The sequence below is a fragment of the Actinomadura sp. 7K534 genome (assembly GCF_004348575.1).
Taxonomy (GTDB): domain Bacteria; phylum Actinomycetota; class Actinomycetes; order Streptosporangiales; family Streptosporangiaceae; genus Spirillospora; species Spirillospora livida.
The window spans coordinates 1-15,260 of sequence record NZ_SMKB01000174.1 but is presented as its reverse complement, the minus strand read 5'-3'; the positions used below and the strand labels follow the sequence as shown (position 1 = coordinate 15,260).

Here is a 15,260-nt window from a genome sequence, read left to right as displayed (position 1 = left end):
CGCTTGCGCTCAGGCCGGGGCGGGTGGTGCCGAAGGCTTCGCTCATCGACTGGATTTGGGGGGAGCGGCCGCCCGCCGATGCGGTGAACGCCCTGCAGCGGCTGGTCTCCCGGTTGCGGAAAGCGCTGCCGGACGGGGTCATCGAAGGGGACGCGGGCGGCTACCGGCTGCTGGTGGAGCCCGATGCCGTGGACGCCGTGCGTTTCGAGCGGCTGGTCGAGGAGGCCCGGGGCGCGGACGGTCCCCAGCGGGTGCGGCTGCTGCGGGAGGCGCTCGGGCTGTGGCGCGGGGCGGCCATGCAGGACGTCGGCTTGCAGGGCAGTGACACGTTCGACGCCGCGGCGGAGCGGCTCGAAGGGTTGCGGTTGAGCGCGGTCGAGGAGCGGGCCGACGCGGAGATCGCCCTCGGGGCCGGGGCTGGGCTGGTCACCGAGCTGACCGATCTCTTGGCCGCGCATCCGCTGCGGGAGCGGCTCGCGGCCGCGCTGATGCGCGCCCTCGTGGCGGCCGGGCGTGACACCGAGGCGCTGCTGGTGTTCCAGCGCACGCGGGAGGCCCTTGCCGACGCGCTGGGCGTCGACCCCTCGCCGGAGCTGTCCGAATTGCATGTCGCGCTGCTGCGGCGCGAGCCGGGCCGGGAGCGGAACACCAACCTCCGCGCCGAGCTGACCGGCTTCATCGGGCGGGACGCCGACGTCGCCGACGTCGCGGAGCTCGTCGCCGGGCACCGGCTCGTGACGCTGACCGGGCCGGGCGGGGCCGGGAAGACGCGATTGGCGACGGAGACCGCGCGGACGATGCTCGGCGGCCTGCCGGACGGCGTCTGGCTGGTGGAGCTCGCCGCCGTCGGCGCGGACGGGGACGTCGCGCAGGCGGCGCTCGTCGGGCTCGGGCTCCGCGACGCCCTGCTCGGCGAGGCGCCGAACGCGGAACCGGCGGACCGGTTCGTCGAGGCGATGCGCGAGCGCTCGGCGCTGCTGGTCCTGGACAACTGCGAGCACGTGATCGAGGCGGCGGCGGTGTTCGCGCACCGGGTGCTCGGGGAGTGCCGGCGGCTGCGGATCCTGGCGACGAGCCGGGAGCCGCTCGGCATCGCCGGTGAGGCGCTGTGGCCGGTCGAGCCGCTGGGCCTGCCGGCGGAGGGCGCCGCTCCGGGGGAGATCGAGGACGCGCCGGCCGTCCGGCTGCTGCGGGACCGGGCGGGCGCCGCCCGCAAGGAGCCAGTGGGGGACGCCCGGACGATGGCGCGGGTCTGCCGGGCGCTGGACGGGATGCCGCTAGCGATCGAACTGGCCGCCGCCAGGCTCCGCACGATGTCCATGGAGCAGCTCGCCGACCGGCTCGACGACCGGTTCCGGCTGCTCACCGGCGGCAGCCGCACGGCGCTGCCGCGGCACCGGACGCTCCGCGCGATGGTCGACTGGAGCTGGGAGCCGCTCACCGTCCCCGAGCGGGCGGTGCTGCGCAGGCTCTCGGTGTTCTCCGGCGGGGCGAGCCTGGACGCGGCCGAACGGGTCTGCGCCGGGGACGGGGTGCCGTCGGAGCAGGTGCTCGACCTGCTCACCGCACTGACCGAGAAGTCGCTGCTCATCGCCGAAGGCGGCAGGGGACCGCGCTACCGGATGCTCGGCACGATCAAGGAGTACGCCGCGCTCCGGCTGGCCGAGGCGGGCGAGACGGACCTGGCGCGCCGCGCCCATCTCGCCTGCTTCACCGAGCTCGTCGAGACCGCGGAGCCGCGGCTGCGCCGCGCCGAGCAGGTGGAGTGGCTCGCGCTGCTCGACGCCGACCACGACAACATCGGCGCCGCGATGCGCGGGGCGCTCGCGGCCGGGGACGCGGCGGCGGCGATGCGGCTCGCGGCGGGCGCCGGCTGGTACTGGTACCTCGGCGGGCACAAGACCGAGGGCATGGAGCTGATCACCGCGGCGGCCGGTATGCCGGGCGAGGTCGCCGACGAGGTCCGCGCCACCGTGTACGCGCTCGTCGTGCTGTTCGTGACGTCCGGCCGAGCCGACGAACGCCAGGCGGAGGAGTGGATCCGCGAGGCGTACCGCTTCGCTCGCCGCAGCGGGTCCCGTGATCCGCTGCTGGGACTGGTCGTCCCGCTGGAACGCATGCTGCGGGAGCCGGACGCGTTCCTGCCCGCGTGGGAGCCGCTGCTGGACAGCGAGGACCCCTGGGTGCGCGCCCTGGCCCGGCTGCACCTCGGCAAGATGCGGATCATGGTCGGCCACGCCGGACGGGACGCCGACGCCTACCTGGAGAAGGCGCTGGCGGAGTTCCGGGCGCTCGGCGAGCGGTTCGGCATCTCCTTCGCCCTCACCGAACTGGCCGACCGCATCGCCACGCGCGGCGAGTTCGCCGAAGCGTGCGAGTACTTCGAGCAGGCGGTCGCGGTCGTGACCGAGGTCGGCGCCATCGAGGACGTCATCAGGATGCGGGCACGGCAGGCGCAGCTGTACTGGCTGCTGGGCGACGAGGCGAGGACCGGAGCCGCCATCGCCGAGGCGGAGCGGTGCGCCGACCGCGTCACCTGGCCGGACGCCCTGGCGGAGCTGGCCTTCGCGAAGGCGGAACTGGCCCGCTGGGGCGGCGACGCCGCGGAGGCCCGGCGGCAGATGGACGTCGCGACGGCCGTGCTGGGCGGCAACGCGGAGCGGGCGTACATCCGCGCGATGCGGCACGATCTGATGGGCTACCTCGCCGAGGACCTCACCGAGTCCCGCGAGCACCGCGCCGCCGCCTGCCGGGCCGCGGCGGAGGCGGGACACGCACCGCTGATCGCGCAGGTCCTCATCGGGCTCGCGGACCTGGCGCTGCGCCGCGCACGGCACGGGCAGGCCGCGCGGCTGCTGGCGGCGAGCACCCGCATGCGCGGCCTGCCGGACCGGTGCCACCCCGACCTGGCCCGGATCGAGCAGGCCGCGCGGAACCGCCTCGGCGACGCGGCGTTCGCCGAGGCGGCCCGGGAGGGCGCGGAGGCGGACTGGCACCGGCTGGCCGAGGTCACGCTCGCTTCGTGAACGTGGCGGACGCCCACAGGTACCCGACGAGACCCAGCGCGGCGCACCAGGCGACGGCGGCGGTCAGGTCGCCGGTGTCCGGTGACCCGTTGAGGAGCCCGCGCAGCGTCTCGATGATCGGCGTGAAGGGCTGGTACTCCGCGAACTGCCGGACGCCCGGCCCCATCTTCTCCGCCGGGACGATCGCGCTGCTGAAGAACGGCAGCATGACCAGCGGAACGGCCGCCATGCCCGCCGACTCCGGTGTCTTCGCCGCCAATCCCAGCGCGACCGTCAGCCAGCCCGCCGCGAACCCGAGCAGGACCACGACGCCGACGACCCCGAGCCAGTCGAGAAGACCCGCCGAAGGGCTGAACCCGAGCAGAAAGGCCACGCCCAGCAGCGCCGCGATGGCGACGAGATTGGTCAGCACGCTGGCGATCACATGGCCGTTCAGGACCGCGGCGCGGGAGACGTCCATGACCTTGAACCGGTTGATGATGCCCTTCGTCATGTCGGAGTTCACCGACGTGGCGGTGCCGCCCAGCCCGTAGCAGACGGCCAGCAGCATCAGCCCCGGCGTCGCGTAGTCGATGTAGTCGACGCCCACGTCGAAGGCGTCTCCGAGCATGTACACGAACATGAACATCACCACGATCGGCATCAGGACCGCGTTGAACACCGAGGTGGGATTCCGGGCGATGTGCTTGAAGTCGCGGCGCAGCATCACCAGCGAGTGGGATCGGACGCTCATTTCGCGGCCTCCGTGGTGCGGCCCGTCAGGGCGAGGAAAACGTCGTCGAGGTCGGGCGTGTGGACGGAGAACTTCTCGGCGCTGAGCGAGGCCGCATCGAGCCTCTCCAGTACGAGCCGGAGCGATTTCGTCCCGCCGTCACTGGGAATCCGCAGGGTCAATGCGTCGTCGTCCCGGACGGAGCCGTCGAAGAGCCGCGCGGCCGCGTCGAGCTCGGAGACGCCGGTGAACCGGAGCCGGACGTGCGTCCCGGGAACCCGGGCCTTGAGCTCGTCCGGGCTGCCCTGGGCGACCAGGCGCCCCCGGTCGAGGACCGCTACCCGGTCGGCGAGCTGGTCGGCCTCCTCCAGGTACTGCGTGGTGAGGAAGACGGTCACCCCGCCGGCCACCAGCTCGCGGACGATCGACCACACCGCCCGGCGGCTGCGCGGATCGAGGCCCGTCGTCGGCTCGTCCAGGAAGATGATCCGCGGGCCCCCGACGAGCGTCATCGCCAGGTCCAGCCGTCGCCGCATACCCCCCGAGTAGGTGGACACCGGCTTCCGCGCGGCCTCCACCAGGTCGAAGCGCTCCAGCAGCTCCGCGACGACCCGCTTCCCACCTCCGGCGGACCTCCGGCTGAGATCCACCATCAGCTGCAGGTTCTCCTGCCCTGTCAGCAGCTCGTCCACAGCCGCGAACTGACCGGTGACCCCGATCGCCGCCCGCACCGCCTTGGCCTCGCGAGCGACATCATGATCGCCGACGAGCACCGTCCCGCCGTCCGCCCCGATCAACGTGGTCAACACGTTGACCGTGGTCGTCTTACCCGCCCCATTAGGCCCGAGCAACGAAAAGACCGACCCCGTGGCGACCTCGAAGTCGATCCCGTCGAGCACGACCTTGTCGCCGTACGCCTTGCGCAGCCCCGATACAGAAATTGCCGAACTAGTCATGGCCCAACCGTCCAGGAGGCCCCTGTCACGCGCCTGACACGCGCCTGACACGGCCCCCTCAACGGCTGGAACTAAGACTCGGCGGCCCGGAACACCCGCGCCGTAGGATCCGGCGCCCCTTCGTCCCGAAGCCGGTCGGTCAGCAGGAAGTCGTCCAGCTCGAACCCCGAGGCGTGCTCGCTCTCCCTGAGAAAGAAAGTCCCGCCGACAAGGTCTGGATCCCACCCGTGCATCAGGGCGTAGTCGATGACGCTCCGCACATCCTTGGGCGTCGGATAAGCATTATCGGTAGCGCACCCCCAAGGCAGGACCGCCTTGGACACCAAATCCGCCTGGAGCACCCGGCCGTTCTTCCCGCCACCCCAAACCCGCACCCGTACACACCGATGAGTGTCGCGACCCTTGACGTACCGGATACGCCCCGTCCAGACGAACTCCCGCCCGTGCGCCGACAACTTCCGCAACCGCTCGCCCACACCACTCCCTCAACAACCAACGCCTCCCGAAATCGGGCGTGTGGTTGCCACATTCGACGACCTCGTTGATCATAAGCCGATGATTTCCACCGTTGACGCGTCGTGGGACCGCATCACGGCCTGGCTGGCACAGCACGCCCCGGCCACCTTGGAGCGTGTCGGCCCACCCGCCACTGACGCGGAGATCGATGCGGTCCGGGAAGTCATGGGCGTGGACCTGCCCGCCGATCTGGTGGCCTGGTGGCGGCGCGCGAACGGCAGCGCGTCCAGCTGGTCCGGCCAGGAGCTCGACCTGCTCCCGCTCTACCGTCCCTGCCGCATCGACCATGCGCTGAGTTCGCGGGACGTCTGGCTGCACGTCTGGCATGACCAGGCGATCGAGCAAGGATGGGTCACGCGGGAGATCCTCACGCAAGCTGAGGCCAAACCTGCGGGCACCCAGGCGGGGACATGGCTGAAAGGCTTTCTGCCCATCGCAAGCGACGGCGGCGGGACGGATCTATTCGTCGACCTACGGTCCGGTCCCATGCACGGATGCGTACGGGAATTCGACAAGGTCTCCACTGACGGCGAACCCCGCTGGGCCAACGTGGCCGCCATGCTCGCCGAAACCGCCGACGCCCTGGAGAACCAAAGCCCGATCGATGACTACCGTCCCTGCCTCGACCACGACGGAATCCTGTACTGGGAGATGTGACGGTATGCGCGTCCCGTCCGGGGCGCGGGTCAGAGGAGGGAGATTAGCAGGAAGAGGGCTAGGAGTAGGGCTACCCATAGGACCATCACGTCTGTTGTCAAGGACGCCGTGGGCAGGGGGCGAGGGCCGGACGAGGTGAGGCGGCCGGCTCGCTGGTGCAGCGGGGCGGTCGCGTCCCGTAGGCGGGTCAGGCCGGTGACGCTCGTGCGCCAGAGGCGGGGTAGGAGGCGGCGGTAGATCACGTCGGCGTCCAGGTTCACCGAGGGGAGTTCGGGCGGGTAGAGGCCGGTCCGCATGAGGACGGTGAAGGCCATCGACGCGAGCAGCAGGAGCTGCACCTGGTTGATGACGTGCGAAGTCGTGTAGGCCGAGTAGTCCATCTCGTACGGGAGCAGGCCGTAGAGGAGGTTCGGCGCCACGCCGATGAGGATGGACCCGGCGGCGGCGAGGCCCATGGCGACGCGCATGTTCAGGGGGGCCTCGGCGACCCGGTGTCCCCGGTCGTGCGCGAAGAAGGAGAAGAAGGGGATCTTGATTCCGGCGTGGTGGAAGACGCCGGCCGAGGCGAACAGCAGGAGCAGCCAGACGATCGTGCGGTGCTCCTCGGCGACGGCCTCCATGATGATCGACTTGGTGGCGAAGCCGGAGAACAGCGGGAACGCGGAGATCGACGCGGCGCCGATGACGCACAGCACCATGGTCTGCGGCATCGACTTGTAGAGCCCGCCCAGCTCCGACCCCTTGGCCGTCCCCGTGCGCAGGAGGACGGCGCCCATGCTCATGAACAGCAGGCCCTTGAACAGGATGTCGGCGAACGCGTGGGCGGCGGCGCCGTTGACGCCGAGGGTGCCGCCGACGCCGACCGCCGCGACCATGAAGCCGAGCTGGTTGATCATGCTGTAGGCGAGGACGCGGCGCAGGTCGTTCTCGATCACCGCGTAGAAGATCGGGAAGCAGGCCATGGCGACGCCGACCCACACCAGCTCCCCGGTGCCGGGGAAGCCGCGCGCCAGCACGTAGACGGCGAACTTGGTCGTGAACGCCGACAGCGCCACGGTCCCGACGATCGTGGCCTCGGGATAGGTGTCGGTCAGCCAGGCGTGCAGGATCGGGAAGGCGCACTTGATCCCGACGGCGAGCAGGATCAGCAGGCCGCCAGCACTGGACGCGCCGATGAACCCGAACTCCAGCCCGCCCCCGGCGTTGACGTGCAGGACGATCCCGCCCAGCATCAGCAGCCCCGAGGCGACCTGCGCGACGAGGTAGCGCATCCCCGCCCGGTAGGCCCGTTCGGTGCGCCGCGCCCAGATCAGGAACACCGACGACAGCCCGGCCAGCTCCCAGAAGACGAACAGCGTGATCAGGTCGCCCGCGAGCGCCCCGCCGACCGCGGACGACGCGTAGATGGGGATCACGGTCTGCTGCAACGCGTCCCGCAGGTGCAGCGCGTAGACCATGGAGATGAGGGCCGCGGCGAGGAAGGCCGTCGCGAAGATCCGCGCGAGGGCGTCCACCCGCAGCGTCTCCAGCTGGAGGCCGAGGATCTCGAAGCTCCCGTGGACGCCTTCGGGCAGCGTCCACAGCGCGGCGAGCGCGGCGGGGGCGAGCAGCATCATCCACACCGCGCGCAGCCGGCCGCGCAGCAGCGGGATGGGCAGCGCGCCCGCGATGAGCAGCAGTGCCGGGTTAATCGTCATCGCCGGACCGCTCGTAGTAGTCCTCGGGACGCATCAGGACCCGCCGCAGCTCCTTCGCCACCAGCACCAGGGTCACGCTGCCGAGGAAGCCGTACAGGGCGTAGAAGCCGAAGGTGTTCTCGATGCCGAAGTGCGGATGCTTGGTGTAGAGCAGGTCGGCGAGGAACACCAGCGCGCACAGGACGTAGAGGCCGCGGACGACGCGGTCCACGTTGCGCGGCTCGTCCAGCCAACGGCGATCATCGTTCACGGGGTCGTCCTTCATGGTGACTCCAGGACCTCGTTGAGCGGGGCGATGACCGCGTCGGCCCCGATGAACAGGGCCGCGCAGGCCACGGCGGTGAGGACGAGCGGCACGACCAGCGTCCAGGCGGCCTCCCGGTGACCGCTCTCGGCGGGCGGCCGGAAGAACGCCCGCACCGGGATCGGCATCAGGTAGGCCAGCGACAGCAGCGTCCCCGCCAGCAGGACCGCGAGCATGGCGGTCTGCCCGGCGTCGGCCGCGCCGAGAAGCAGCAGCCACTTGCTCCACGTGCCGCCCAGCGGCGGCAGCCCGAGGATGGAGACGGACGCGACGAGGAAGGCCCCGAACGTCCACGGCATGGCGCGGCCGAGCCCGTCGAGCTGGCTCACCTGGGTCAGGTTCGTCGCGGTGTAGATGGCCCCCGCGCAGAAGAACAGGGTGATCTTGGCCGCGGCGTGGTTCGCGATGTGCAGCGCGCCCCCGGAAGCCGCGATGTCGTTGGCCAGCGTGGCGGCGAGGACGATGTAGGCGAGCTGGCTCACGGTCGAGTACGCCAGCCGCTCCTTGAGGTTGTCCCGGGTGACCGCGACGAGGCCCGCGCCGATCAGCGTGACCGCCGCGACCCACATCATCGGCTCGGCGGCCCCGGTGACGTCGAGGGTGTCGAGGCCGAACACGTAGATCGCGACCTTGAGCACCGTGAAGACGCCCGCCTTGACCACCGCGACCGCGTGCAGCAGCGCCGACACCGGGGTGGGCGCCACCATCGCTCCGGGCAGCCAGCGGTGGAAGGGGAACAGGGCGGCCTTCCCGATGCCGAACAGGTAGAGCGCGAACAGCACGGTCAGCGTGGCCGTCCCGGCCGTGCCCGCGAGGATGCCCCCGGGCGCGAAGTCCGTCGTCCCGGCGAGGACGGCCGTCCAGACGATGGCGGGGAGCAGCAGCCCGATCGACGTCGTCAGCAGGAGGCCGAGGTAGATGCGTCCGCCCCGTTTGGCCTGCTCGTTGCCCGAATGCGCGACGAGCGGCCAGGTCGACAGCGTCAGCACCTCGTAGCCGATGAACAGCGTCGCCAGGTTCCCGGAGAAGGCGATCCACAGCGCGGCCGCGATGGCGAGGGCGAAGAAGAAGTAGAAGCGGGTCTGCTGGCGCTGCAGGTTGCCGCGCATGTAGCCGATCGCGTACAGCGTCGTGACCGGCCACAGCAGCCCGGCGACGGTCGCGAACAGCAGGCCGAGCGGCTCCAGTTCGAACACCAGCGAGATGCCCGGCAGCCAGTCCCACAGCCGGAACGTCAGCCCGTCGTTCGCGGCCGGCCACAGCGAGAGCACCAGCGCCGCCGTCGCCACGCCTGCGACCAGCGACGCCGCCTCCCGCAGGTTGGGACGGCGCCGGAGGGCGACCACCGCCAGGCCGCCGAGCAGCGGCACCGCGACCGTGACCGGCAGGGCGAGCGCGGCGCCGGGGGAGAGCCAGCCCCCGGCCTCGAACGCCTGGGCGCTCACTTCGCCACCCCCACCAGGACGGAAGAGGCGCCTTCGGCGAGGCTCAGCGGCCATTCGGGCGCGAGCCCGAACACCAGCGACACCAGCACGAGCGCCCACATCGCGGCCGACATCGTCAGCGGCGGCCGCTCCACCGCCACCGACTCGGAGTGCCGGCGGAACCACCCGGCCTCGATGACCCGCCCGACGTACACCAGCGACAGCAGCGAGCTGACCAGCAGCACCGCGAGCACCGCCCAGCGCCCGTCCGCGATGAGCGCCTCCGCGAGCACCCACTTGCTGACGAACCCGGCGGTCGGCGGCACCCCGACGAGCCCGAGCCCGGCCAGGACGATCGCGGCGAACGTCCACGGCATCGTCCGGCCCATCCCGGCCATGTCCGACAGCCGCGCCGCGCCGAGCCGGAGCACGACGATGCCCGCCGCGGCGAACAGCGCGCCCTTGATGATCGCGTGGTTGATGACGTGCAGGTAAGCGGCGGTGACGCCGTCGGACGTCGCGAGGCTGAACCCGGCGACGATGTACCCGACCTGGGCGATGCTCGACCAGGCCAGCAGGTACTTGAAGTCCGACTGGAAGCAGGCCACGGCCGACGCGACGAGCATCGCCAGGCAGGCCAGCACCAGCCCCACCTCGGTGATCGGCATCCGGCCGAAGACCAGCGCCGCGCCGAAGACGCCGAACGCGAAGCGCAGCAGCAGGTAGATCGCGACCTTGGTGTTGGTCGCCGACAGGAACACCGAGACCGCGGACGGCGACTCGGCGTAGGCGCCGGGCAGCCACCCGTGCAGCGGGAACAGGGCCATCTTGATGGCGAGCCCCACGAACACGAAGATCACGGCGGCGGCCAGGGCGCGGTTGCCGTAGATGTCCGGGAGCCGCTGCGCGAGGTCGGCCATGTTGAGCGTGCCGGTCACGGCGTAGGCGAGCCCGATGCCGATCAGCACGAACGTCGCGCCGATCGTCCCCACGATCAGGTACTGGAACGCGGCGAGCAGGGCGCGCCTGCGCCGCCCCATCGCGACCAGCGCGTACGAGGAGAGCGAGGTGATCTCAAGGAAGACGAAGGCGTTGAACGCGTCGCCGGTGGCCGTGATGCCGAGCAGCCCGGTGAGGTTCAGGCACAGGCAGGCGTAGAACAGCGGGATCCGGGACGCCTCGATCTCCGCCGCGATGCTCGCCCGGCAGTAGACCGCGGCGGCGACGCCGATGGCCGCCACCAGGATCAGCACCGGGACGTTGGCCCGGTCGATCACGTACTCGATGCCGGCGGGCGGCTCCCATCCGCCCATCGCGTAGTGGATCACATCGCCGTCCGCGACCTGCCAGGCCAGCACGGACGCGCAGACCAGGGCGGCCACGGCGGCGGCCAGGAACAGCAGCCAGGCGACCGTGCGGGACCGCAGCAGCACGCACAGGGGGGCGGCCAGCAGGGGGATGACGACCTGGAGCGCGGGGAGATGTGCCGTCACGGGCCCGCCTCGCCGCCGCGGCCGCCGTCCCGCTCCGCAGTGCCGTCCCGCTCCGCAGCCTTGTCCCGCTCGATGACCTCGTCCTCCTCGATCGTCCCGTACGCCTCGTAGATCCGGATCGCCAGCGCGAGCCCCAGTGACGTGGTGGCGACGCCGACGACGATCGCGGTGAGGATCAGCACGTGCGGCAGCGGGTGCGAGTAGACCTCGACGCCCTCCTCGACGATCGGCGCCCGGCCGTCCTCGACCTTGCCGAGGGCGATGTAGAACATGAAGACGCCGATCTGGAACAGGTTCAGCCCGATCAGCTTCTTCACCAGGTTGCCGTGGCTGATCACCGCGTACAGGCCGATGACCATCAGGACGAACACGAACCAGAAGATGTAGTGGCCCCCGGTCATCGGCGCGCCCCGCGGTTGGCGAAGCTGTAGTACACCGCGATCAGCACGGCCGCCACCGTGATCCCCACCCCGGTCTCGATGATCAGGATGCCGTAGTGCTGGCCTTCCTCCGGATGCCCGGGGACGAGCGTGTCGTAGTCGAGGAACGCGCCGCCCAGCGCCATGTTGGCGACGCCGAGACCGGCGTAGAGCAGGACGCCGACCGGGACGAGCCCCAGCATCACCGGCCACGGCAGGACGCGTTCGACCTCACCGATCCCGAACACCAGGCTGTAGAGGACGAACCCCGCCGCGAAGATGACCCCGGCCTGGAACCCACCGCCCGGCCCGTAGTCCCCGTGGAAGAGGACATAGCAGGCGAAAAGGAGGATGAACGGCATCAGCACTTTGCTGACGACACGGAGCACGCGGTACTCGCTCATGACGACCGCCCGCGCACTCCGGTGCTCCGCGCCCTTTTCGGTGCCCTGCTCCGTGCCGTGTTCCCTGCCGTGCTCCGTGCCGTGTTCCCTGCCGTGTTCTGTGCCGGGCTCTGTGCCGTCTTCCGCGCCCTCGTCCCCGTCGTGTGCTTCGTCGCGCTCCGCGCGGCGCCGCGTCCGCAGCAGCAGGAGGGGCACCGTTACCCCGGCGGTGAAGATCACGACCAGTTCGCCCAGCGTGTCATAACCGCGGTAGCTGGCCAGCACGGCCGCGACCGTGTTCGGAACGCCGATGTCCTCCTGCGATTCGTGCAGATAGGTCTGCGTTACGGGGTTGGTCTGCACGGGCGTGTCCGGCTCGGCGAACGGCGGCAGGTCCTGCGCCGCGTACAGCAGCGTCGCGCCGAGCAGGACGGCCACCACGCCGCCCGACCAGCGCCTGCGCCGGGGGGTGACGGCCTCGCGCGACCGGGTGAGCCGCAGCGCGGCGATGAACAGGACCGTGCTGATCCCCGTCCCCACGGCCGCCTCGGTGATGGCCACGTCCAGCGCGTCCAGCACCACGAAGAGGCTCGCCGACAGCAGCCCGGCCAGCGCGGTCAGCATTGTCGCCTCGTACAGCGCCCGCAGCCGCGTGATCGCGAGGGCCGTCGCCAGGAGGAGGGTGAACAGCGAGACGTTCATCAGCACGAGGAGGGACATCAGCGCCGCCCCTCGTCGTCCCCGGCCGGCAGGCGCTCGCCGTCGCGGCGCGCCGCCTGGGCGAGCGCGTGCGCGGCGGTCGGGCTCGTCACCAGCAGGAACAGCATGATCAGTACGAGCCGCACGCCGCTCTGCCAGCCGTCCGCCTGCAGCAGCAGCCCGAGGAGCAGCAGCGTCGCGCCGGCGGCGTCGGTGAGGCTGCCGGCGTGCGTGCGGGTGTAGAAGTCCGGGAGGCGCAGCAGGCCGACGGCTCCGGAGACGACGAGCAGGCAGCCGGCCAGCAGCAGCGCGCCGCTCGCGATGTCGATCAGCAGGGAGAGGCTCACCGGGCGGTCCCCTCGTCGGACGAGGGCAGCAGCTCGTCGAGGTGGGTCAGTCGCAGCACGGCGATCGTGGAGACGAAGTTGACCAGCGCGTACAGCAGCGCGATGTCGAAGATGTACGGCCGCCCGGAGAGGACGCCGACGACCGAGATGAACAGGACGGTCTTCGTCCCGAAGACGTTGATCGCCAGAAGGCGGTTGTAGAGCCTCGGGCCCACGAAGGCCCGGACGAGGGTGAGGGCCATCGCGACGAGGAGGGCGGTGGCGGCCGCGGCGAGCATCACCGCTTCTCCAGCCCTTCGACCCGGCGCGGCATCGCGCTGTCGGCCACCTCGGCGACGCCCTCCGCGCGGAGGGCGTGCACCTCGATGTCCCCGTTGCGGAAGGACACGGAGAGGGTGCCGGGCGTCAGCGTGATCGAGTTCGCGTAGATGACCTTCGACAGGTCCGACATCCCGGCGGCGGGCACCGTTCCGACGCCGGGACGGATCTTCCGCCGCGGCGACCACACCAGCCGCAGCACCGTCACGGCCGAGACCATGATCTGCCCGATCAGCCACAGCAGGTAGCCCGGCAGGCGCGGGAGGACCTGAAGCGGGAGGCTCTCGTCATCGACGACCTGCATCCGCCAGATCACCCAGACGACGAGGCAGACGGACGCCGCGCCGAGCGTGAGCAGCAGCCACGTGTAGTGCCCGGACATCACCAGCCAGAACGCCGCGAGCAGCGGCGGCAGGGCGAGCGCGGTCCCGCGGTGCCGCGAAAGTAGCGGATTCCTTGCTGACATCGTTCTCCAAGCCGATCGCCGGGCTGGACGGGGACGATCTCCGGGTGAGGGGGACTGCCGGGATACGACCAGTCGATCAGGCGCCGTGCGGGCCGGGTCGGCCCGTGCCGCCGGCGCGCGTGCTCACCGGAAAAGCCGCAAGGAGGGAGGGGGCGGGATCGCCTTGAGTTGCCCGCCCGCCCGCGGGCGGGCCACGAAGGCCGTGCTCGGGTGCGTCATCGATGCGCTCCGGGAGACGTTGGGGTCGGGACTCGCCGACCAGACTTCCCGGCACACCGTTCACGACACTAACGGCAATCACAGTAGATGGCCACAGGCGCATCACGTGATCAGTACCTCACCCCCGGGCCGGTCACAGCGGTCACCGGCCCTGCGGGAACCCCCGAGGTGAGGTCCGTCCCTGGCAGGGTATTCGGCGTGGGGCGATGCTTCTGACGCCCGCACGTTCTGACACCCGCACGTTCTGACACCCGCACGTTCTGACGCCCGCACGGAGCCGATCCGGCCGCCTGCGCGGGCCGACATCCGAAGGAGCAGCCGGCGATGAAGGCCGAGCAGATCACCGACCCGGTCGCCTACCACGGTGAGGGGCCGGTGTGGTCCGACGCGTGGGGCGGCCTCAGGTGGCTGGACATGCTGGCGGGGGACGTCCTGTCCCTCGCCCCCGACGGGACGGTCGCCCGCCGCGACGTCGGCAACATCGTCGCCGCGATCCGCCCCAGGCGCCGGGGCGGCGCGGTGCTCGCCGTCGAGCGCGGCTTCGCCCTGGAGGACGCGGACGGGACCATCACCCCCATGCCCCCGCTCTGGAGCCACGACCGGGTGCGCATGAACGAGGGCGGCTGCGACCCGGACGGCCGGTTCTACTGCGGCTCCATGGCCTACGACCAGCGGGAGGGCGCGGCGTCGGTGTACCGGCTCGACCCGGACGGCTCCACGGCGGTCGTCCTGGACGGCGTGACGATCTCCAACGGCCTCGAATGGAGCCCGGACGGCGCCCGCGCCTACTACGTCGACACCGCCACCGAACGGATCGACGTCTTCGACTACGACAGCGAGCGCGGCCTCACCGGCCGCCGCCCCTTCGCCGCCGCCCTGCCCGGCCCCGACGGCCTGACCGTGGACGCGGAGGGCGGCGTCTGGGTGGCCCTCTACAACGGCGGCTCCGTGCGCCGCTACGCACCCGACGGCGGTCTCGATGAGGTCGTGGACGTGCCCGTCTCCAAGGCGACGGCGTGCACGTTCGGCGGCCCCGGGCTCGACCGTCTGTTCATCACCACGTCCCGCGAGAACCTGGACCCGGGCACCGAGCCGGAGGCGGGCGCGCTGTTCGCGTGCACCCCGGGCGTGCGGGGAGTGCCGACAAGGGAGTTCGCGGGGTGAGCGGCGCAGGCGGTGATTGCGTCCTCCTCGACGAGTACCCGGCCGGAAGCAGGGGCCCGGACGCCTGGGAGCCCCTGGCGACCTGACCGGGTTCCGGCTCAGCGCAGGCCGAGGAGCCCGATCGCGTTCTCCTTCATGATCAGCGGACGGACCTCGTCCTTGATCTCCAGCTTGTCGAACGCGGCGATCCACCGGTCCGGGCTGATCACCGGGTAGTCGGAGCCGAACAGCACCTTGTGCTTCAGCAGCGTGTTCGCCTGCCGGACGAGCTGCGGCGGGAAGTACTTCGGCGACCATCCCGACAGGTCGATGTACACGTTCGCCTTGTGGGTGGCGATCGAGATCGCCGCGTCCACCCACGGCACCGAGGGATGCGCCATGATCATCCGCAGTCCGGGGAAGTCGGCGGCGACGTCGTCCAGCAGCATCGGGTCGGAGTGCCGCAGCTTGATCCCCCGCC

General features: G+C 71.2%; 16 protein-coding genes. 3 read left to right on the top strand and 13 right to left on the bottom strand.

The features are described 5' to 3' along the window. The coding region (locus E1266_RS27000; RefSeq protein ID WP_132051673.1) for a BTAD domain-containing putative transcriptional regulator at nt 1-3,026 on the top strand (3,026 nt) is incomplete at its 5' end. On the opposite strand, the gene E1266_RS26995 is transcribed toward E1266_RS27000, so the two are convergent. The 3 genes from E1266_RS26995 to E1266_RS38960 form a co-directional block, all read right to left on the bottom strand. After that, nucleotides 3,010-3,759 (bottom strand): ABC transporter permease, encoded by a 750-nt coding sequence (locus E1266_RS26995; protein ID WP_132051671.1) that lies wholly within the window; start codon nt 3,757-3,759, stop codon nt 3,010-3,012. The genes E1266_RS27000 and E1266_RS26995 overlap by 17 nt on opposite strands. Then, entirely contained in the window at nt 3,756-4,694 is a 939-nt protein-coding gene (locus E1266_RS26990) for an ATP-binding cassette domain-containing protein (protein WP_132051669.1), read from the bottom strand. The genes E1266_RS26995 and E1266_RS26990 overlap by 4 nt, the downstream gene beginning before the upstream one ends. Nucleotides 4,695-4,765: 71 nt before the next feature. Further along, nucleotides 4,766-5,017, bottom strand: coding sequence for a hypothetical protein (locus E1266_RS38960; RefSeq protein WP_207945942.1), 252 nt, complete (start codon nt 5,015-5,017; stop codon nt 4,766-4,768). Nucleotides 5,018-5,249: 232 nt separating this feature from the next. Between E1266_RS38960 and E1266_RS26980 the strand changes: the two genes are divergently transcribed. After that, entirely contained in the window at nt 5,250-5,867 is a 618-nt protein-coding gene (locus tag E1266_RS26980) for an SMI1/KNR4 family protein (protein ID WP_132051665.1), read from the top strand. Between the two features lie 29 nt (nt 5,868-5,896). Here E1266_RS26980 and E1266_RS26975 read toward each other — a convergent pair whose 3' ends face one another. Genes E1266_RS26975 through E1266_RS26935 form a run of 9 tightly spaced genes read right to left on the bottom strand, consistent with a single transcriptional unit; the run spans nt 5,897 to nt 13,417 of the window. Beyond that, nucleotides 5,897-7,564, bottom strand: a complete 1,668-nt coding sequence (locus tag E1266_RS26975; protein WP_132051663.1) for a Na(+)/H(+) antiporter subunit D — start codon at nt 7,562-7,564, stop codon at nt 5,897-5,899. Next, nucleotides 7,554-7,814, bottom strand: a complete 261-nt coding sequence (locus E1266_RS26970; protein ID WP_207945941.1) for a hypothetical protein — start codon at nt 7,812-7,814, stop codon at nt 7,554-7,556. The genes E1266_RS26975 and E1266_RS26970 overlap by 11 nt, the downstream gene beginning before the upstream one ends. A gap of 11 nt (nt 7,815-7,825) precedes the next feature. Continuing rightward, a complete protein-coding gene (locus E1266_RS26965) occupies nt 7,826-9,313 on the bottom strand; it encodes a proton-conducting transporter membrane subunit (RefSeq protein WP_207945940.1) in 1,488 nt (495 codons plus the stop codon). Continuing rightward, nucleotides 9,310-10,785 (bottom strand): monovalent cation/H+ antiporter subunit D family protein, encoded by a 1,476-nt coding sequence (locus tag E1266_RS26960; protein ID WP_132051657.1) that lies wholly within the window; start codon nt 10,783-10,785, stop codon nt 9,310-9,312. The genes E1266_RS26965 and E1266_RS26960 overlap by 4 nt, the downstream gene beginning before the upstream one ends. Next, the gene (locus E1266_RS26955) at nt 10,782-11,186 is read right to left on the bottom strand and encodes a cation:proton antiporter subunit C (RefSeq protein ID WP_132051655.1); all 405 of its coding nucleotides are present in this window, start codon (nt 11,184-11,186) and stop codon (nt 10,782-10,784) included. Before E1266_RS26955 ends, E1266_RS26960 begins: the two co-directional genes overlap by 4 nt. After that, a complete protein-coding gene (locus E1266_RS26950; RefSeq protein ID WP_132051653.1) occupies nt 11,183-12,307 on the bottom strand; it encodes a DUF4040 domain-containing protein in 1,125 nt (374 codons plus the stop codon). The genes E1266_RS26955 and E1266_RS26950 overlap by 4 nt, the downstream gene beginning before the upstream one ends. Continuing rightward, on the bottom strand, nt 12,307-12,633 hold the full coding sequence (gene mnhG / locus E1266_RS26945; protein WP_132051651.1) for a monovalent cation/H(+) antiporter subunit G: 327 nt from the start codon (nt 12,631-12,633) through the stop codon (nt 12,307-12,309). The genes E1266_RS26950 and mnhG overlap by 1 nt, the downstream gene beginning before the upstream one ends. Beyond that, entirely contained in the window at nt 12,630-12,911 is a 282-nt protein-coding gene (locus tag E1266_RS26940; protein WP_132051675.1) for a monovalent cation/H+ antiporter complex subunit F, read from the bottom strand. The genes mnhG and E1266_RS26940 overlap by 4 nt, the downstream gene beginning before the upstream one ends. Further along, nucleotides 12,911-13,417, bottom strand: coding sequence for a Na+/H+ antiporter subunit E (locus tag E1266_RS26935; RefSeq protein WP_132051649.1), 507 nt, complete (start codon nt 13,415-13,417; stop codon nt 12,911-12,913). Before E1266_RS26935 ends, E1266_RS26940 begins: the two co-directional genes overlap by 1 nt. A gap of 543 nt (nt 13,418-13,960) precedes the next feature. Here E1266_RS26935 and E1266_RS26930 point away from each other — a divergent pair. Continuing rightward, complete coding sequence (locus tag E1266_RS26930) at nt 13,961-14,800, top strand: SMP-30/gluconolactonase/LRE family protein (protein WP_132051647.1); 840 nt, start codon at nt 13,961-13,963, stop codon at nt 14,798-14,800. Between the two features lie 98 nt (nt 14,801-14,898). Here the strand turns inward: E1266_RS26930 and E1266_RS26925 are convergent. Continuing rightward, on the bottom strand, nt 14,899-15,260 hold a 362-nt coding region (locus E1266_RS26925), incomplete at its 5' end, for an amidohydrolase family protein (RefSeq protein WP_132051645.1).

Bases quoted from the DNA above. Each gene is read 5' to 3' on its own strand.
- E1266_RS26995 (WP_132051671.1), bottom strand. From the start codon at position 3,759: ATGAGCGTCCGATCCCACTCGCTGGTGATGCTGCGCCGCGACTTCAAG.
- E1266_RS26990 (WP_132051669.1), bottom strand. From the start codon at position 4,694: ATGACTAGTTCGGCAATTTCTGTATCGGGGCTGCGCAAGGCGTACGGC.
- E1266_RS26980 (WP_132051665.1), top strand. From the start codon at position 5,250: ATGATTTCCACCGTTGACGCGTCGTGGGACCGCATCACGGCCTGGCTG.
- E1266_RS26975 (WP_132051663.1), bottom strand. From the start codon at position 7,564: ATGACGATTAACCCGGCACTGCTGCTCATCGCGGGCGCGCTGCCCATC.
- E1266_RS26955 (WP_132051655.1), bottom strand. From the start codon at position 11,186: ATGACCGGGGGCCACTACATCTTCTGGTTCGTGTTCGTCCTGATGGTC.
- E1266_RS26950 (WP_132051653.1), bottom strand. From the start codon at position 12,307: ATGTCCCTCCTCGTGCTGATGAACGTCTCGCTGTTCACCCTCCTCCTG.
- E1266_RS26940 (WP_132051675.1), bottom strand. From the start codon at position 12,911: ATGCTCGCCGCGGCCGCCACCGCCCTCCTCGTCGCGATGGCCCTCACC.
- E1266_RS26935 (WP_132051649.1), bottom strand. From the start codon at position 13,417: ATGTCAGCAAGGAATCCGCTACTTTCGCGGCACCGCGGGACCGCGCTC.
- E1266_RS26930 (WP_132051647.1), top strand. From the start codon at position 13,961: ATGAAGGCCGAGCAGATCACCGACCCGGTCGCCTACCACGGTGAGGGG.